Annotated in this window: 17 protein-coding genes; 10 read left to right on the forward strand and 7 right to left on the reverse strand. The window is 73.4% G+C overall.

Going from position 1 to position 17,194, the window contains the following annotated elements:
* Window positions 1-16 precede the first annotated feature (16 nt).
* Together F1615_RS13135 and F1615_RS13140 are read left to right on the forward strand one after the other, a co-directional pair.
* Window positions 17-433, forward strand: coding sequence for a pyridoxamine 5'-phosphate oxidase family protein (locus tag F1615_RS13135; protein ID WP_149549125.1), 417 nt, complete (start codon window positions 17-19; stop codon window positions 431-433).
* A 93-nt stretch (window positions 434-526) separates the two neighbouring features.
* Window positions 527-973: a type II toxin-antitoxin system PemK/MazF family toxin gene (locus F1615_RS13140; protein WP_149549126.1), complete on the forward strand. Its 447-nt coding sequence runs from the start codon at window positions 527-529 to the stop codon at window positions 971-973.
* Here F1615_RS13140 and F1615_RS13145 read toward each other — a convergent pair.
* Window positions 927-1,802: a TIGR02452 family protein gene (locus F1615_RS13145; protein ID WP_167533732.1), complete on the reverse strand. Its 876-nt coding sequence runs from the start codon at window positions 1,800-1,802 to the stop codon at window positions 927-929. The genes F1615_RS13140 and F1615_RS13145 overlap by 47 nt on opposite strands.
* A gap of 299 nt (window positions 1,803-2,101) precedes the next feature.
* Here F1615_RS13145 and egtA point away from each other — a divergent pair, with 299 nt between their 5' ends.
* From egtA to egtD, 4 genes are read left to right on the forward strand one after another with little or no spacing between them, the layout of a single operon-like run.
* Complete coding sequence (gene egtA, locus F1615_RS13150) at window positions 2,102-3,418, forward strand: ergothioneine biosynthesis glutamate--cysteine ligase EgtA (protein WP_149549127.1); 1,317 nt, start codon at window positions 2,102-2,104, stop codon at window positions 3,416-3,418.
* Window positions 3,415-4,731, forward strand: a complete 1,317-nt coding sequence (gene egtB / locus F1615_RS13155) for an ergothioneine biosynthesis protein EgtB (protein WP_149549128.1) — start codon at window positions 3,415-3,417, stop codon at window positions 4,729-4,731. Before egtA ends, egtB begins: the two co-directional genes overlap by 4 nt.
* Window positions 4,731-5,534, forward strand: coding sequence for an ergothioneine biosynthesis protein EgtC (egtC, locus tag F1615_RS13160; protein ID WP_149549129.1), 804 nt, complete (start codon window positions 4,731-4,733; stop codon window positions 5,532-5,534). The genes egtB and egtC overlap by 1 nt, the downstream gene beginning before the upstream one ends.
* Window positions 5,531-6,493: an L-histidine N(alpha)-methyltransferase gene (gene egtD / locus F1615_RS13165; protein WP_149549130.1), complete on the forward strand. Its 963-nt coding sequence runs from the start codon at window positions 5,531-5,533 to the stop codon at window positions 6,491-6,493. The genes egtC and egtD overlap by 4 nt, the downstream gene beginning before the upstream one ends.
* 32 nt (window positions 6,494-6,525) lie before the next feature.
* Here the strand turns inward: egtD and F1615_RS13170 are convergent, their stop codons facing one another.
* Entirely contained in the window at window positions 6,526-7,779 is a 1,254-nt protein-coding gene (locus F1615_RS13170) for an extracellular solute-binding protein (protein ID WP_149549131.1), read from the reverse strand.
* Between the two features lie 229 nt (window positions 7,780-8,008).
* On the opposite strand from F1615_RS13170, the gene F1615_RS13175 reads away from it, so the two are divergent.
* Window positions 8,009-8,224: a dodecin gene (locus F1615_RS13175; protein WP_149549132.1), complete on the forward strand. Its 216-nt coding sequence runs from the start codon at window positions 8,009-8,011 to the stop codon at window positions 8,222-8,224.
* A gap of 16 nt (window positions 8,225-8,240) precedes the next feature.
* Here F1615_RS13175 and F1615_RS13180 read toward each other — a convergent pair whose 3' ends face one another.
* On the reverse strand, window positions 8,241-8,732 hold the full coding sequence (locus tag F1615_RS13180) for an LNS2 domain-containing protein (RefSeq protein ID WP_149549133.1): 492 nt from the start codon (window positions 8,730-8,732) through the stop codon (window positions 8,241-8,243).
* 169 nt (window positions 8,733-8,901) lie between these two features.
* Here F1615_RS13180 and F1615_RS13185 point away from each other — a divergent pair, with 169 nt between their 5' ends.
* Window positions 8,902-11,307: a heavy metal translocating P-type ATPase gene (locus F1615_RS13185; RefSeq protein ID WP_244328710.1), complete on the forward strand. Its 2,406-nt coding sequence runs from the start codon at window positions 8,902-8,904 to the stop codon at window positions 11,305-11,307.
* Window positions 11,308-11,426: 119 nt separating this feature from the next.
* Here F1615_RS13185 and F1615_RS13190 read toward each other — a convergent pair whose 3' ends face one another.
* Window positions 11,427-12,860, reverse strand: coding sequence for an MFS transporter (locus F1615_RS13190; protein WP_149549135.1), 1,434 nt, complete (start codon window positions 12,858-12,860; stop codon window positions 11,427-11,429).
* Between the two features lie 117 nt (window positions 12,861-12,977).
* Between F1615_RS13190 and F1615_RS13195 the strand changes: the two genes are divergently transcribed.
* Window positions 12,978-13,625: a TetR/AcrR family transcriptional regulator gene (locus tag F1615_RS13195; RefSeq protein ID WP_149549136.1), complete on the forward strand. Its 648-nt coding sequence runs from the start codon at window positions 12,978-12,980 to the stop codon at window positions 13,623-13,625.
* A 170-nt stretch (window positions 13,626-13,795) separates the two neighbouring features.
* On the forward strand, window positions 13,796-14,092 hold the full coding sequence (locus F1615_RS13200) for a heavy-metal-associated domain-containing protein (RefSeq protein ID WP_149549137.1): 297 nt from the start codon (window positions 13,796-13,798) through the stop codon (window positions 14,090-14,092).
* 430 nt (window positions 14,093-14,522) lie between these two features.
* Here F1615_RS13200 and F1615_RS13205 read toward each other — a convergent pair whose 3' ends face one another.
* The 3 genes from F1615_RS13205 to F1615_RS13215 all read right to left on the reverse strand — a co-directional run bounded on the left by F1615_RS13205 (window position 14,523) and on the right by F1615_RS13215 (window position 17,096).
* Window positions 14,523-15,419, reverse strand: coding sequence for a DUF2382 domain-containing protein (locus F1615_RS13205; RefSeq protein ID WP_149549138.1), 897 nt, complete (start codon window positions 15,417-15,419; stop codon window positions 14,523-14,525).
* Window positions 15,420-15,522: 103 nt separating this feature from the next.
* Window positions 15,523-16,323, reverse strand: coding sequence for a lysophospholipid acyltransferase family protein (locus tag F1615_RS13210; protein ID WP_149549139.1), 801 nt, complete (start codon window positions 16,321-16,323; stop codon window positions 15,523-15,525).
* The gene (locus F1615_RS13215; protein ID WP_149549140.1) at window positions 16,320-17,096 is read right to left on the reverse strand and encodes a GNAT family N-acetyltransferase; all 777 of its coding nucleotides are present in this window, start codon (window positions 17,094-17,096) and stop codon (window positions 16,320-16,322) included. The genes F1615_RS13210 and F1615_RS13215 overlap by 4 nt, the downstream gene beginning before the upstream one ends.
* Window positions 17,097-17,194: the final 98 nt, after the last annotated feature.

The raw sequence follows: 17,194 nt of genomic DNA on the forward strand, positions 1-17,194 counted from the left end.
CGCGGACGATGGAAAAATGATCCACAGCGATGGCTTCCGCGCGCTCGACCGGCAGGAGTGCCTGGGCCTGCTGGCCAAGATGCCGGTCGGCCGTGTCGTCTACACCCGGCAGGCGCTGCCCGCGGTCCTGCCCGTCAACTTCTCCCTGGACACGGACTCCGCCGTGGTGCTGTGCACTTCCGCCGCGTCCGACCTCGTACGGGCGATCGACGGCGTGGTCGTCGCCTTCGAGGCCGACGACTTCCATGCGGAACGCCGGGCCGGCTGGAGCGTCGTGGTCACGGGCCGGGCGGCCGTCGTGACGGACCCGGCGGAGCACGAGCGTCTGTCCAGGACCGGCCCCCGGTCCTGGATGCCGATGCACGACGGCGTGTTCGTCCGGATCGAGGCCGAGATGGTGACGGGCCGCGAACTCACGGGCGTGACCGGCTGAACCGGGGCCGGCGCGCGCCGGGCCGGCGGCGGCCCCCGGTCACGGGAGAAGGGCCCCGGCCGGGGCGTTGCCGGCGTGCCGTACGGTACGCCTGTGACCGCCTCCAGCCATGAGAACGCCCCGGGCCGCCACGGCCCTTCCGCCACCGTCGAGGCCGCGCCCCGTGAGGTGGGCCCGGTGCGCACCGAATACTCGCCCGCGCACGACGGCGACCCCGACCCCGGGGAGATCGTCTGGACGTGGGTGCCCTACGAGGAGAACGACGGCCGGGGCAAGGACCGTCCGGTGCTCGTCGTCGCCCGTGAGGCGGGCGGGACGTTCCTCGCCGTGCAGTTGTCCAGCAGGCGGCGCGACGGTGACCGGGAGTGGGTGCCGATCGGCAGCGGGCCGTGGGACCGGTCGGGACGCGACTCGTGGGTGGACGTGGACCGCGTGCTGCGGCTGCACGAGGAGGGCATGCGCCGGGAGGCCTGCGCCCTGGACCGGATGCGGTTCAACCTCGTGCGTCAGCGGCTGCGGGAGCGCTACGGCTGGAACTGATCCCGGCCGGCGCCCACCCCAGGTCCGCGAGACCCCGTTCGAAGGCGGCGCGGACCACGCCGTCCCGGGTACGGTCCAGGATGCCGAAGACCACGTGGTCGAAGGCTCCCGAGAACCGCCCTCCCGGCTCCAGATGGGTCCGGAACGCCGCCGCCACGTGAGCCGGGTCGTTGCGGAACACCCCGCAGCCCCAGGCGCCCAGCACCAGCCGCCGGTAGCCGTGGGCGGCAGCGGTCTCCAGCACCCGCCCGGCCCGTACCACCAGAGCCCCCGGCACCTCGGCCGCGCGCTCCGGCGCGGATCGCAGGATCACACCGGCGTTGGGCGCGGGCGAGGTGAGGAAACCGGCCGTGAACGGCTCGTCCAGGAGGCGGCCGCGGTCGTCGCGGAAAACGGGCACCGCCGGTGAGTGAATCACCCGGTCGGTGTAGAACGGGTCCCGGTGGGCGCGGTGGTGGTCGTAGAAGCCCGCGGCGCGCAGCAGGCAGGTGTACAGCGCGGAGGCGCGGCACAGGGCCTCCTCCTGGGCCTGCGCGCCGTTGAGGTAGCCGCCGCCGGGATTGCGCGCGGAGGCGAAGTTCAGCACGGCCACCCGGTCCGTGAGCCGCCGTGCGGCCTCCAGGCTGCTCTCGCCGGTCACCTCGATCCGGGTCTCCACCGGACGGAACGCCGGGACGGGGACCGGTTCGGGCCCGAACATCCGCGTTCCGCGTGCCGCGGCGTCGACCGCCGCCGCGACGGACACCTCGTGCCCGCCGGGCGCCCGGTAGGCCCCGGCCGCGACGATCCGCTCGGTCTCGCGGGCGACACCACGCAGACGCGCGCTCACGGCGCCACCCCCGTAGCCGCCGTGATCGCGCACCGCGCGATGTCGCTCGTCGTGCTCATGCAGGCATCCTGAGCGATGCTGGTGATGCGGTGCAACGGGGTTTCCGCCGCTCCGGAGGGTCCGGATGCGGGCGGAAGGCCACCGGTGCCAGGCCCGAGGAAAGGATGACCGAACCGGGACGCTCCGCCACGCGCCCTTGTGCCCGGGGGCGCGAAGGTTTTGGGTGGACGAGTTGCTGTCGGCCGGGACCGTCGGATCTCCGGGCCGACGACATGGTGGAATCTCAGGAGGATCCCGACATGTCCGATTCGGCACGTGGCTGTACCGAGCCACCTGACGCCGTCACAGAAGCCGAGGTGGACGCCCTGGTGCGGGGCATCTGCTTCAAGACCGGACCGCCGCGCCGCCTCGGGGTCGAGGTGGAATGGCTCGTCCACGAGCTGCGGGACCCGCGGCTCCCCGTGTCACCCGAGCGACTCGACGCGGTCTACGCCGCTGTGCGGACCGTGCCGCTGGGATCGGCGCTCACCGTCGAGCCCGGCGGGCAGCTGGAGCTGAGCTCGCCGCCCGCCGCCTCCCTGACGGAGTGCGTCCGTACCGTCTCCGCCGACCTCGCCGCCGTCCGCGCGGTGCTGCGCCGGGACGGGCTGGCTCTCGTCGGCCTCGGCCACGATCCCTGGCACCCGCCGCGCCGCTTCCTGCGCGAACCGCGCTACGACGCCATGGAGGCCTGTCTCGACCGCACCGGCCCCGCCGGCCGCGCCATGATGTGCACCTCCGCCTCCGTGCAGGTGTGCCTCGACGCCGGGTACGAGGAGCCCGGTCCCCTCGGCCATGTGCGGCGCTGGTGGCTGGCGCACCAGCTGGGCGCGGTCCTGGTCGCCGTGTTCGCCAACTCGCCCCTCGCCGGTGACCGGCCCACCGGCTGGCTGTCCACGCGCCAGCTGCGCTGGGCGCAGATCGGCACCGGCCGGGCGGGCGGCCCGGTACTGGACGCCGACCCGCGCGCCGCCTGGGCCCGGCACGTGCTGGACGCGCCCGTGATGTGCGTACGGGACGACGGCGGACCGTGGCAGGTGCCGCGGGGGCTGAGCTTCCGCGAGTGGATCAGGTCCGGAGCGCCCAGACCGCCCACCCGGGCGGACCTCGACTACCACGCGACCACCCTGTTCCCGCCGGTCCGGCCGCGCGGACACCTGGAGCTGCGCATGATCGACGCGCAGCCCGGGGACGACGGCTGGATCGTGCCGCTGGCCGTCACGACGGCGCTGTTCGACGACCCGGAGGCGGCCGAGACCGCCTACCGGACGGTGAAGCCGCTGGCCGAGCGGACGCACGGCATGGCCGCGCCGCACAATCCGCTCTGGCGGGACGCGGCCCGCGTCGGACTGGCCGACCCGGAGCTGCGCGAGGTGGCCGCCGGCTGTTTCGCGGCGGCGCTGCGCGCCCTGCCCCGGCTCGGCGCCGCCACCGAGGTCACCGACGCGGTCGAGGCCTTCCGGGACCGCTACGTCGCCCGCGGCCGCTGCCCGGCGGACGACCTGCTCGACGAGCTGCGCGCGACGGCCCGCGGCGCGCGCTCCCCTCACCCGCACGGGAAGGACGCCCCCTCATGACGGACCCCGCCCTCGACGCCGAAGCCCTGCGCGAGCGCGCGGTCGCCTCGCTGATCACCGCACGGGACCGCACGACGCTGCTCACCAGCTGCGTCGAGGAACCCGACCTGACCGCACAGCACTCGCCGCTGATGTCGCCCCTGGTGTGGGACCTCGCCCACATCGGCAACCAGGAGGAGCAGTGGCTGCTGCGGACCGTCGCCGGTCATGAGGCGATACGGCCCGAGATCGACGGCCTGTACGACGCCTTCGAGCACCCGCGCTCGGAACGCCCGAGCCTGCCGCTGCTGCCGCCGGAGGAGGCCCGCCGGTACGCCGCCGACGTGCGCGGCCGGGCGCTGGACGTGCTGGAGGGCGCCGCGTTCCACGGGACGCGGCTGACGGAGGCGGGCTTCGCCTTCGGGATGATCGCGCAGCACGAACAGCAGCACGACGAGACCATGCTGATCACCCATCAGCTCCGCCGCGGCCCGCAGGCCCTGACCGCCCCGGACCCCGAGCCGGTGCCGCTGTTCACGGGCCCGTCCGAGGTCCTCGTCCCGGGCGGGCCGTTCACCATGGGCACCTCGGACGAGCCGTGGGCGCTGGACAACGAACGCCCCGCGCACCGGCGCGAGGTGGCGCCCTTCCGCATCGACACCACTCCGGTGACGAACGCCGCGTACCAGGCGTTCATCGAGGACGGCGGCTACGACGAGCCCCGCTGGTGGACCGCCGAGGGCTGGTCCCACATCCGCCGCAACTCCGTCACCGCGCCGCTGTTCTGGCGGCGGGACGGCCGGCAGTGGCTGCGGCGCCGGTTCGGCGTCACCGAGGTCGTACCGCCCGACGAGCCCGTGCTGCACGTGTGCTGGTACGAGGCCGACGCCTACGCCCGCTGGGCCGGACGCCGGCTGCCCTCCGAGGCGGAGTGGGAGAAGGCGGCCCGGTACGACCCGTCCGGCGACCGCTCGATGCGCTACCCGTGGGGCGACGCCGACCCCGGTCCCGAGCACGCCAACCTCGGCCAGCGGCATCTGCGTCCGGCGCCCGCCGGGAGCTATCCGGCCGGTGAGTCGCCGCTCGGGGTGCGGCAGTTGATCGGTGACGTGTGGGAGTGGACCTCGAGCGACTTCCTGCCCTACCCGGGGTTCAGGGCGTTCCCGTACAAGGAGTACTCGGAGGTGTTCTTCGGACCCGAGTACAAGGTGCTGCGCGGCGGTTCGTTCGCCGTGGACCCGGTGGCCTGCCGGGGCACGTTCCGCAACTGGGACCTTCCGATCCGGCGGCAGATCTTCTCCGGGTTCCGCACGGCTCGCTCGGAGGACGTCTGATGTGCCGTCATGTGGCTTACGTAGGGCCCGAGGAGCCGCTCGGCGAGCTGCTCGTGCGGCCGCCGCACGGTCTGTACCGGCAGTCCTGGGCGCCCCGGCGGCAGCGGTACGGCACGGTCAACGCCGACGGCTTCGGTGTGGGCTGGTACGCGCAGGGCGATCCGGTGCCCGCCCGGTACCGCCGGGCCGGGCCGGTCTGGGCGGACCTGTCGTTCGCGGATCTCGCCCGTGTCGTACGGACCCGGGCGCTGCTCGCGGCCGTACGGGACGCGACCCTGTCGGGTGCCGACGCGGAGGCCGCGGCGGCCCCGTTCGCGGCCGGGACCTGGCTGTTCAGCCACAACGGGGCGGTGCCGGGCTGGCCGGGTTCGCTCGCGCCGCTGGTGCCGTCCCTGTCCGCCGAGGACGTGCTGTCGCTGGAGGCCCGCAACGACTCCGCGTTCGTGTGGGCGCTGGTGCTCGCCCGGCTGCGAGCCGGTGACGACGAGGGCCGGGCGCTCGCCGAGACGGTCCTGGAGGTCGCCGCTGCGGCCCCGGGGTCCCGGCTCAATCTCCTGCTCACCAACGGTGACACCGTCATCGCGACCGCCTGGGGCGACACGCTGTGGTACCTCACCCGGGCCGGTGGCGGCACCGTCGTGGCGTCCGAGCCCTACGACGACGATCCGCACTGGCGCGAGGTACCCGACCGCACCCTGCTCGCGGCGAACCGCACGGACGTCCTGCTGACCCCGCTCAAGGAGCCCGGCGACGCCCCGACGTCCGCCGGCGCACCCGCACCTGTGAGGGAGCCCCTTACGTGAGTCCGTTCCATCTCACCCGCACCCTGCCCGAGGACACCACCGACGCCGCCCTGCGCGCCGACGTGCGCGAGGGCCTGACGGGCAGCCCCAGGACGCTGCCGCCCAAGTGGTTCTACGACGCCCGGGGCAGCGAGCTGTTCGAGGAGATCACCGGGCTGCCCGAGTACTACCCGACCCGCGCCGAACGCGAGATCCTGCGCGCCCGCGCCGGTGGGATCGCCGAGGCGTCCGGTGCCCGCACCCTGATCGAACTGGGTTCCGGGTCGTCGGAGAAGACCCGGCATCTGCTCGACGCCCTGACCGCGCTGCACACCTATGTCCCCGTCGACGTCAGCGAGAGCGCCCTGACGCAGGCCGGGCAGGCACTGGTCGCCGAGCGGCCGGGGCTGGAGGTGCACGCGCTGATCGCCGACTTCACCGCCCCGCTGGCGCTGCCCGCGACCCCGGGGCCGCGGCTGGTGGCGTTCCTCGGCGGCACCATCGGCAACCTGCTGCCCGCCGAGCGTGCCGCGTTCCTCGCCTCCGTCCGCGCCCTGCTGGCCCCGGGCGACGCCCTGCTGCTGGGCACGGACCTGGTGAAGGACGAGCGGGTGCTGGTCCGGGCGTACGACGACGCGGCCGGGGTGACGGCCGCGTTCAACAAGAACGTGCTGAGCGTCATCAACCGGGAGCTGGGCGCCGACTTCGATCCGGACGCCTTCGACCACGTGGCGGCGTGGGACGCCCGGCGCGAATGGATCGAGATGCGGCTGCGCTCCCGTGCCGCCCAGACGGTGAAGATCCCCGCCCTGGAACTCGCCGTGGACTTCGCGGCGGGCGAGGAACTGCGCACCGAGGTGTCCGCGAAGTTCCGGCGGGAGGGAGTGCGCGAGGAGCTGTCAGCCGCCGGGCTGGAGCTCACCCGGTGGTGGACGGACGAGGAGAGGCGGTTCGCCCTGTCGCTGAGCGTCGCCCGCTGAGCCGGGCACCGCCGGGCGCGTCGCGACAGGTCCTAGTCGAAGGCCAGGGTCTCGGTGATGCGGCGTGCGGCGCGCCCGGCCTCCGTGGCCGGGTCGGCGCCGGTGAGCACCTTCGTCATGTACTCCTTGATCGGGTTGTCCGCCTCGACCGCGCTCCACTTGGGTGTGCCGGGGGTCGCCCGGCCCTGTGCGGCTCCGGCCGCCATGGCCGCGACCCCCTCCTCCCCCGCCACCGATTCGGCGAGCCCGGCCTTGTTGGGTACGTAGTTCATGGTGCGGGCCAGATCGGTGTTCCACCGGGCGCCGGTGAGCGCGGCGACGACCTCGACGGCGGCGTCCTTGGCGTCGGTGTTCGCCGGGACGACGAGATCGGAGCCGCCGGTGAAGACGGCACCGGGCGTGCCGGCGGTCCTGCCGGGGACCGGGAAGTAGCCCAGCTTGTCCTCCAGGTCCGGGTTCTGCTTGAGGACGGCCCGGGCCAGCCCCGGTACGGCCACGATCTGGGCGACGCGGCCTTCGGCGAACACGCCTGCCTGGGGCGGGTGTTCCTCGTCGGAGTCGACCGGTCCGTCGCCGAGCGCCTGGAGCCGGCGGTAGAAGTCCATGCCGCGCAGCGCCGCCGGACTGTCGAGCGTGCCGCGCCACACGCCGTTCCGCTCCTTGGCGAGCTCGCCGCCCTCCTCCCAGATGAAGCCGGCGAGCGTGTACCAGTCCTGCCCGGCGAGGTAGATGCCCTGGTTGCCACCGGCGTTGAGCTTCTCGGTGACGGTGAGCCACTCGTCGCGGGTGCTGGGCGGGGCGGTGATGCCGGCCTGCCGGAAGAGGTCCTTGCGGTAGATGACGACGCGGTTGGCCGCGTACCAGGGGATGCCGTACTGCTGGGAGCCCCACTGGCCGGGCTCGGCGAGGCCGGGCAGCCAGTCGTCGCGGCCCCAGTCCCGCATGGACTCCAGGGTGAGGTCGAGCAGTCCGTCGCCCTCCGCGTAGGTGGCGACCTGGGTGTTGCCGACCTCGATGACGTCGGGTCCGTCCGGCTTCTCGGTGTCCAGCGCGTTCTGCACCTTCTCGCCGATGCCGGTCCACTCCTGGACGCGGATGTCCAGGCCGAGCCCCGGGTGCTCGCGCTCGAAGTCCTCGGTGAAGCGGTCCAAAAACTCCTGGGAGGCGCTGTGCTGCATCAGCCACACGGTGACCGTGCGCCGTTCCGTCCCGCTGTCGGGCATCAGTCCGCAGCCGCTGAGCAGGGAGGCGGACACACAGACGAGGGCGAGCAGACGGCGTCTCACGAGGGACCTGTTTCTGTCTGACGGACAGGGCGGGGCCCGACGTGGGGGGCGAGCGGCAGCTCGGGCGGGTGCCCAGCATCTTGGTATGGACCAATGAGTAGGTCAAGGCCGTCGGGCGAACCGTGCCGACGCCTCGCGCTCCGCCGCGCGGTAGGGCACGGTGGAGTGACGTACGCCACAGGCGGTGCCGCGAGCGGTCGGGCGGCCCGCCGGGGAGAGGAGCAGCAGCATGTCGGACCACATCTACCGGGTCACGGAGATCGTCGGCACCTCGCCCGCGGGCGTCGACGAGGCCATACGCAACGGCATCGAGCGTGCCTCGCAGACGCTGCGCAATCTGGACTGGTTCGAGGTGACCCAGGTGCGCGGCCAGCTCGAGGACGGCCGGATCGCGCACTGGCAGGTGGGGCTCAAGGTCGGCTTCCGTCTGGAGGAGACGGAGTGAGGGAAAGCGGCCGGGGTCAGGTCCGTCCCTCACGCTCCTGAGCGTCCTTCAACTCCCCGGACGGGGCCGTCCAGCGGGCCTGGACGACGGTGAAGCCGGCCCGCCGGGCGTCCTGACAGACCAGTTCGTCGTCGTCCACGAGGACGCGGATCTCCCGGGTGCGGGCGAGTCGGCGCAGGATCGCCAGCTTGGTGTGGCGGGCGGGCCGCCGGTCGGCGTTGCCGCGCATGTGCACGTCCCCCTCGGGGAGCCCCTGGGCGGCGAGCCAGTCCAGCGTGTCGCGCCGGCAGCGCTCGGGCCGCCCGGTGAGATAGACGATCTCGCACTCGTGTGCGCTCTCCCGCACCAGGGCGACGCCCTCGGCGAGCGGCGGATCCTGCGGCGCGGCGGCGAAGAAGGCGTCCCAGTCGCGCGGCCTGCGCTCGAGGAAGCGCTGCCGGTGCGCGGTGTCGGCGAGGGTGTTGTCGAGGTCGAACACGGCCAGCGGCCGCTCGTTGCGGTCGGTCACACCGTTCACCCTAGACACCACGGGGCCGGCGATGTCACCGGTGCCGGTGCGCGGCCGTCGTGGTGTTGCCGCCGCCCCTCATCGCGCGCACCGTCGAAGGAGGGGTGCGCCACCATCCGACGGGCCACTGACGGGAGAACCTACCGTGCACGGCCATGGAAGTACCGCGGTGCTGGACGTACGGGGCTTGAACTGGGCCTCCCAGCAGAGCACCGTCACAGCCGTCCTGGGCCGGCGGCCCGGCGTGCTCGACGTCGAGGCCAACCCGGTGGCGCAGACGGCGACGGTGGTCTTCGACCCGGCGCGCACGTCCCTGGCGGAGCTGCGCGACTGGGTGGAGGAGTGCGGCCTGCACTGCGCGGGCCGGTCCGTCCCGGCCCATGTCTGCGACCCGATGGCCGAGCCCCATCCGCCCCCGCCGGCCGCACCCGCACCGACCCCACCGTCGCCTCCGCCTCCGGCTCCGGCTCCGGCTCCGCCTCCGGCTCCGGCTCCGGAGGCACATGCGGGCCACGGCGGGCACGGCACCATGTCGATGGCGGCCATGGTGGCGGACATGCGCAACCGCTTCCTGGTCGCGGCGCTCTTCTCGATCCCCGTCGTGATCTGGTCGCCGATCGGCGAGGACGTCTTCGGCCTGGACGTGCCCGTCCCGTTCGGGCTGCGGGAGGACGTGTGGGCCCTCCTGCTGAGCCTCCCGGTGATCTTCTACTCGTGCACGATCTTCTTCAGCGGCGCGCTACGCGCCCTGCGCGCCCGGACCCTGGACATGATGGTGCTGGTCGCGGTCGCCGTGGGATCCGGCTGGCTGTACTCCCTGGTCGTCACGCTCACCGGCGGCGGGGACGTGTTCTACGAGGCGGCCACCGTGCTGGCCTCCTTCGTCCTGCTCGGCCACTGGTTCGAGATGCGGGCCCGCGGCGGCGCCAACGACGCCATCCGCACCCTCCTCGACCTGGCCCCTCCCACGGCACTCGTACTGCGCGACGGCGAACCGGTCGAGGTGCCCACCGCCGAGGTGGCCGTCGGCGACCTGCTGCTGGTCCGTCCCGGCACCAGGATCGCCGTCGACGGTGTCGTGGAGGAAGGCACCAGCGAGGTCGACGAGTCGATGGTCACCGGCGAGAGCCTGCCCGTGCACAAGGAACCGGGATCGCAGGTCGTGGGTGCGACCATCAACGCCAACGGCACGCTGCGCGTACGCGCGACCGGGGTGGGCGCGGACACCGCGCTGGCCCGGATCGTCGAGCTGGTGCAGCAGGCCCAGAACTCCAAGGCCCCGGGACAGCGGCTCGCGGACCGGGCGGCGTTCTGGCTGGTCCTGGTCGCCCTGGTCGGCGGGGCCGCGACGCTGGCCGTCTGGCTGCTGGCCACCGACCGCTCCCTCGGTACCGCGATGCTGTTCGCCATCACCGTCGTGGTCATCACCTGCCCCGACGCGCTCGGTCTGGCCACGCCCACCGCGGTCATGGTCGGCACGGGCCTGGGCGCCGGGCGCGGCGTGCTGTTCAAGAACGCCATGGGGCTGGAGACCTCCGCCCGCATCCGGACCGTCGTCATGGACAAGACCGGCACCCTCACCAAGGGCGAGCCGGAGGTCACCGACGTGGTCACCGCTCCCGGTGTCCACGAGGGGGAGCTGCTGCGCCTGGTCGCGGCGGTGGAGCGGGAGTCCGAGCACCCCCTCGCCGAAGCCGTCGTACGCCATGCGGAGGCGGCACGGCGCGTGACGGAACGCGCCGAGGGCTTCACGAACGTCCCCGGTCACGGTGCCGTCGCCACGGTGTCCGGCCACCGGGTCGTGGTCGGCAACCGCCGCCTGGCAGAACGCGAGAACATCGACCTGACGGAGCTCACGGCGGAACGGGAGGAGCTGGCAGCCACCGGCCGTACGGTCGTGATCGCCGCCGTCGACGGGCGAGCCGCGGGTCTGATCGGCATCGCCGACGCGCCTCGGGACACCGCCGCCACCGCCGTGGCCGAACTGCACGCCCTCGGCGTCGACGTGGTCATGCTGACGGGCGACAACCGGGCCACCGCCGAGCGGATCGCCGGGCAACTGGGCATCGACACGGTGATCGCCGAAGTCCTGCCGGGCGACAAGGCCGCCGAGGTCGCCGCGCTCCAGTCCGCCGGCCGCACGATCGCCATGGTCGGCGACGGGGTCAACGACGCCCCCGCCCTGGCCCAGGCCGACCTCGGCATCGCCATCGGCGCGGGCACCGACGTCGCCATCGAGACCGCCGACGTCGTCCTGATGCGCTCCGACCCCCTGGACGTGCCCACCGCCCTGCGCATCGGCCGCGGCACCTTGCGCAAGATGCGCCAGAACCTGGGCTGGGCCATCGGTTACAACGCCTCCGCGCTGCCCATCGCCGCGGGCGTGTTCGAACCCGCCTTCGGCCTGGTGCTGCGGCCCGAGATCGCGGCCCTGTCCATGTCCGGCTCCAGCGTCATCGTGGCCGTGAACGCACTCGCGCTGAAACGCCTGCGCCTGCCGGCCACTCCTCCCGGCCCCGTCCCCGCCCCGCCGCCCGCCGTCAGCACCGCCGGACCCGCCCGCCGAGCCGCCTGACCCACGCGGCGCCCTCCGGCACGGGGGGAGTCGACGCGACCGGCCCGGCACCCCGGGAACCGGTGGCCCTCACCCGCACCCACGGACGGCACACCGCCGACCCGCCGAGCGGCGAGGGCTCAGTGCACATGCGGTCCGCCGGTCGTCTGCGGTTTCCCGCGCGGTACGAGTCCCAGGGCCACGACCGCGCCGGCGCCGGCTGTGACCGCGCACACGGTGAACGCGTCCGTGAAGCCGCCGGCCGTACCGTGTTCGATGCCGGAGGCCGCGACGGTCGACACGACCGCGACACCGATGGATCCGCCCACCTCGTGGAAGGTGTTGACGACGCCGGAGGCCAGACCCGCCTCGCGGTGCTCGACCATGGCGAGCGCGGTGGTGGTTGCGGTGACGAAGACGGCGCCGATGCCGAGCGAGGCGACCGCGAAGCCCGGCAGCAGGGCGGCGTACGCACTGCCGGTGTCCGACAGCCGGGTCAGCGGTACGGTCCCGGCGGCCGCGATCGCCATGCCGGCGACGGCCGTGGTGCGGCTGCCGATCCTGCCGACGAGGCGGGATCCCAGGTGCGCGCCGATACCGGTGGCGACGGCCACGGGGAGGAAGAACAGACCGGTCTCCAGTGGGCTGAAGCCTCGCAGGTGCTGGAGGTGGACGGACCCGAGGAAGAAGAAGGCGATCAACAGCGCGGTGGCGATCAGCATCAGGAACGCCCCGGCGAGGACGGGCCGCCGGGTGAACATGCGCAGATCCATCAGCGGGGCCCGGCTCGCCCGCTCGGCGACGGCGAACAGTCCGTACGCCAGGACCGCTCCGGCCAGCGCCAGCAGGGTGACGGGATCCGCCCACCCCGAGTCGCCCACCTCCACCAGCCCGAAGATCAGCGCACCGGTGCCCCCCGTGACCAGCAGCGCACCGGGCACGTCGAGCCTTGCGGGTTGCGGCGCCCGGGCCGCCACGAAGGCGGGGAGGGCGGCCATGACAAGGAGGCCGACGGGGACGTTGACGTAGAAGACCCACTGCCAGCCGGGGCCCTCGGTGAGCGCCCCGCCGACCAGGACACCGGCCGCGGCACCCGACCCGCCGATCGCCGCCCACACGCCCAGGGCCCTGTTGCGCTCCGCACCGTGGAAGGTCGTGGTCACGACCGACAGCGCGGACGGTGACAGCAAGGCGGCGCCGATGCCCTGGGCGATGCGTCCTCCGAGCAGGACCGGGGCGTTCCCGGCCAGTCCGGTGATCAGCGACGCGGCGGTGAAGACGGCGAGGCCGGCGAGCAGGGTGCGGCGCGCGCCGAGAGCGTCGGCGAGACGGCCGCCGAGCAGCATCAGTCCGCCGAAGCAGAGGGTGTAGGCGGTGACGGCCCAGGTCAGCGTCGACCGGCCGAGGTCCAGGTCGGCGGCCATATCGGGCAGGGCGACGTTCACCACGGTGACGTCGAGGATCAGCATGAACTGAGCCAGACAGACGAGCGCGAGGGCGGCCCAGCGGCGTGGTTCGGGTGGCGGGGCGGGGTGGTCCGGTGCGTGCGGGGTGTCGGAAGCGACGTGAGTCATGACCAGGTCCTTGAGGCGAGACGGCGTGCGGGCGAGAGCCGGTGGCACATCTGAACTGTGCCGTTCAGTTTATCTGAACTCAACTGTTCAGTTCAGATGAGTGCTAAGGTCCTGTCCATGAGCGCGGAAAGCACCAGGCGCCTCCCGGCCGGACCCCGTGCGGAGCTCAAGCGGCAGGCCATCGTGCGGGCGGCGCGCGAGCGGTTCCTGCGGGAGGGCTTCGGCGTCGGCATGGACGCCATCGCCGCCGCGGCCGGCGTGTCCAAGGTGACCGTCTACAACCACTTCGGCAGCAAGGAAGCCCTCTTCACGGCGGTCGTCACGGGCGCCCTCGACGAGCCCCTCACAGAGGACGCGTCGGCCGCGCTCGAACGACTGACGGAGGCGGAGGACCTCCGCCCGGCCCTCCTCGACGCCGCCCGCAGATGGGTGCACTCGGTGCGCACCAACGACGAGGTCGCCGCCCTGCGCAACCTCGTGGCCGCCGAGGCGCACCGCTTCCCCGAACTGGGCCGGGCCTGGCAGCACCACGGAGCCCAGGGGCATCACCCCGCCGTCGCGACGACGCTGCGCACCCTGGACGAGCAGGGGCGGCTGGCGATCCCGGACCTCGAGGCGGCCGTCATCCAGCTCTACGCCCTCCTGGTCTTTCCGCACATGGTCTTCGGCACCTACGGCACGCAGATCGACGACGACCTCACCGAGCGCCTCATCACCAGCGGCGTCGACATGTTCCTGGCCCATTACGGCCCGCGGCCGGCCTAGCCGCCACCCCGCCTCCCCTCGCGCACGGACCCCTTCACCCCGGGGCGGGGACACACCTTTCGCTTCTTCATACCCCCTGGGGGTATAGTGGTTCGTGGTCGGGGGGCGAGTCCGAGGACATGCGCTTCTCCGACGGCAGACCCACACGTTCAGACCCTGAGGGAGCACCCATGACCACCCAGACGAACTCCGGATCCTGCTGCTCTTCCGACGGCTCCTGCGGCTCCGGCGCCGCGACCGACGTCGCGGGCGCCGGCGTCACGACCGTCTTCAAGGTGTCCGGCATGACCTGCGGCCACTGCGAGGGGGCGGTCTCGCAGGAGATATCCGCCCTCGACGGGGTGACCGCGGTCACGGCCGTGGCCAGGACCGGCGAGGTCACGGTCACCTCCGCCGCCCCGCTCGACGAGGACGCCGTGCGGGACGCCGTCGACGAGGCCGGTTACGAACTCGTCGGCCGGGCCTGACGCTCCCGCCCGGCCGTCCGGCCCGGGCACGTACCGCGCACCACCTTCCGCGCCGGGACGCACCGCATCGCTGAGGCGAAGCCGTGCGTCCCGGCCCGTCACACCCGTTAGCAGACCGGCGCCGGGTGTGCGCGGGCATGTCCGGAACTGCGCCCGCGGCCGGCGCACGGCGATCCCGCGCCGTCCCCGCCCTCGGTCAGGCATACGGCCGGGGCCGGAGCGGTGCGGGTGAGGCCATGCGCACCGGAGGGTCCCCGGATTCCCGGCTTGCGGCGAGGACGACCAGCGCCCACCAGTGCCGTGGACCGACGGTCGACATGACCTTTCCAAACGCGCCGACGGGAACCCGTTCGGAGAGCCTGAGACAGGGCGACGCGCCGGTGACCGTGCACCGGCGCGTCGCTCGTCCTGGCCGCGGGGGCGGGGCTGTCTACTCCCTGCCCTTCCCGGGGACGTCACGGCCGTGGCGGCCGGTCCTGTCCTCCGTCTCGGTCTCGGCCTCGATGCGTTCCTTGCGGACCTGACCGCGGACCGTCTCCTCCTCCGACGTCTCCTCGGTGGTCATCCTGACCCGCTCCACCGGGACCGTCTCGGTCGTCACGACAGCGCGTTCCTCGTGCAGGGTGACCTCGTGCTCGGCCTCCGAGATGTCCGGGCCCGACATGGCCTCGTCACGGTTGGCGTCCGTGATCGGCTCACGCTCCACGCGCACTTCCTCGTGGCGCACGGGCACGGTCTGCTGGACCTCCTCGGTGACCACGTACTTGCGCAGCCTGGCCCGTCCGGTCTCGCGCCGTTCGACGCCGACGTGCATCTCCTCCTCGGAGCGGGTCATGGCGTCGTCACGCGGTCCGGTGCGGGCCTCGCCGGTGGTGCGGGGCGCGCCCGCCTCCCGGAAGGTGTCGTCCCGGAGCCCGGCCGCGCCCGCCGCTCCGGCGGCACCCGCGGTACCGGCCGTACCCGTGCCGGAGGTCCGCTCACCCTCTTCCGGTTCACCCAGGACCGAGTCCCAGTTGATGCCGTAGTAGTCGTACAGGCGCTGCTCCTCGTCCATCGACAGGTGGCCGCCCGCGTCGATGTCGACGTTGGGGGCGTTCTTGATCTTGTCCTTGCGGTAGGGGACCTCGAGGTGGTCCTGCACCAGAGCGGCGTCGCGGATCGGTACGAACGACTCGTTGGAACCGAACATGCCCGTTTTGACGGTCACCCACTCGGGGCGTCCGCTCGCGTCGTCGAGGAAGACGTGCTTCGCGTCGCCGATCTTGTTGCCGTCCCCGTCGTACACGGGGTGATCCAGCAGGATCGAGATCTCTTCGCGGGTGATCATCTTCCATCACCCTCCCTTCGGGGGTCGCTCCCCTCCGGTTCTCCTGCTCGAGTCGCGGAAAACAGTGCAAAAGGCACAAAAGGCACTTAATTTTCGACAGTGCTCACCCGTGGTCACTGCTCCCGCGCCCCGCCGCGGCCTCCGGCTGTGCCGCGCGCGCCAGCGCACGGCGGTCCCCGTGGCGCCCCGGCGTGATGGGTGCCCGCACCTCGACCTCGGCGGTGACGCCACGGGCCGACGCCACCCGCCACAGCGAGGCGATCAGGGTGTCGTCACCGACGAACGCGGCCGCGGTGGCCGCCCCGCCCCGCGGGTTCCGGTAGCGGATGCGGACCGGCTGCACCGGAACCCCTGCGTCCAGAGCCGCCTGGAAGACCGCGCGGCGGAAGGTGCCCTGGGCCCGCCCGCACCAGGTGCTGCCCTCCGGGAACGCCGCGACCGCCGCGCCGCCGCGCAGCACACCGGCCAGCGCGGCGACCGTGTCCGGCAGTGCGCGCAGCCGGGCGCGGTCGATGAACAGCACCCCGCCGCGCGCGGCCAGCGCCCCCGCCACGGGCCAGCGGCGTACCTCCGACTTGGCCAGCATGTGAGCCGGGCGGACCGCGGCGAGCAGGGGTACGTCCAGCCAGGAGATGTGGTTGGCGACGAGCAGCAGTCCGCCCGTGGGGGCGGCGGCGCCGGTGAAGCTGACCCGGACCCCGGCTGCCCGCACGATCCAGCGGCACCACCGGCGTACGGCCCCCGCCGGGATCCACCGCCCGAGCGGCAGCAGCGCGATCCCGGCGGCCAGCACGAGCCCGACCACGGCCAGCCTGAGCACGGCCAGCGGGACGGCCGCCGCGGTCGCCGTGGGGTCGACGCAGCCCCGCGGGGTGCAGGGCGCGCCCGGCAGCCAGACGCTCACCGGGCGGGGACCAGGGAGAGGAAGTGCCGCAGGTAGCGGGGGTTGACCCGGTCCATCGGCAGCAGCACGTAGAGGTCGGCGACGCCGAAGTCCACGTCGTGCGCGGGCTCCCCGCAGACCCAGGCGCCGAGCCGGAGGTAGCCGCGCAGCAGGGCGGGCAGTTCCGCGGGGGTGGCCGCGGAGGACGCCTTCAGCGGCCGCCAGGGCAGCAGCGGGCGCACCCGGTACTCCTCGGGCGCGAGGTGCCTGGCCCGCACGCGGTCCCAGGCGGCGGAGGCGAGCGCGCCCCCGTCGGCGAGCGGGACGGAACAGCAGCCGGCCAGCCAGGCGTGTCCCCGGTCGGTCATGTAGCGGGCGATACCGGCCCAGATGAGTCCGATGACCGCGCCGTCACGGTGGTCGGGGTGCACACAGGAGCGGCCGACCTCGACGAGCGACGGCCGTATCGAATCGAGTCCCGACAGGTCGAACTCGCCCTCCGCGTACAGCCGTCCGGCGATCCCGGCGCGCTCCGGCGGCAGCAGCCGGTACGTTCCGACGACCTGCCCGCTCGTCTCCTCGCGTACGAGCAGGTGGTCGCAGTAGGCGTCGAAGGGGTCGACGTCCAGTCCGGGCTGCGGGCCGGACAGCAGCGCGCCCATCTCCCCCGCGAAGACGTCGTACCGCAGCCGCTGGGCGGCGCGCACGTCCTCCTCGTCGCGGGCCAGGGTGACGGTGTAGCGGGTGGGTGCGGTGGGCTGCGGAGGGTGGTCGACGGTCAGCACGCCGGTCATGGCTCTCTCCTGGTCACGCGCCGGAGCGGGAGTGGGGACACCCCAGTTCTCCCGACCCGGGTTGGCGTGTACGTGACCGGAGCCGGGAGTAGGGGTGT

It is taken from the genome of Streptomyces marokkonensis (assembly GCF_008312835.1).
Classification (GTDB): Bacteria; Actinomycetota; Actinomycetes; order Streptomycetales; family Streptomycetaceae; genus Streptomyces; species Streptomyces marokkonensis_A.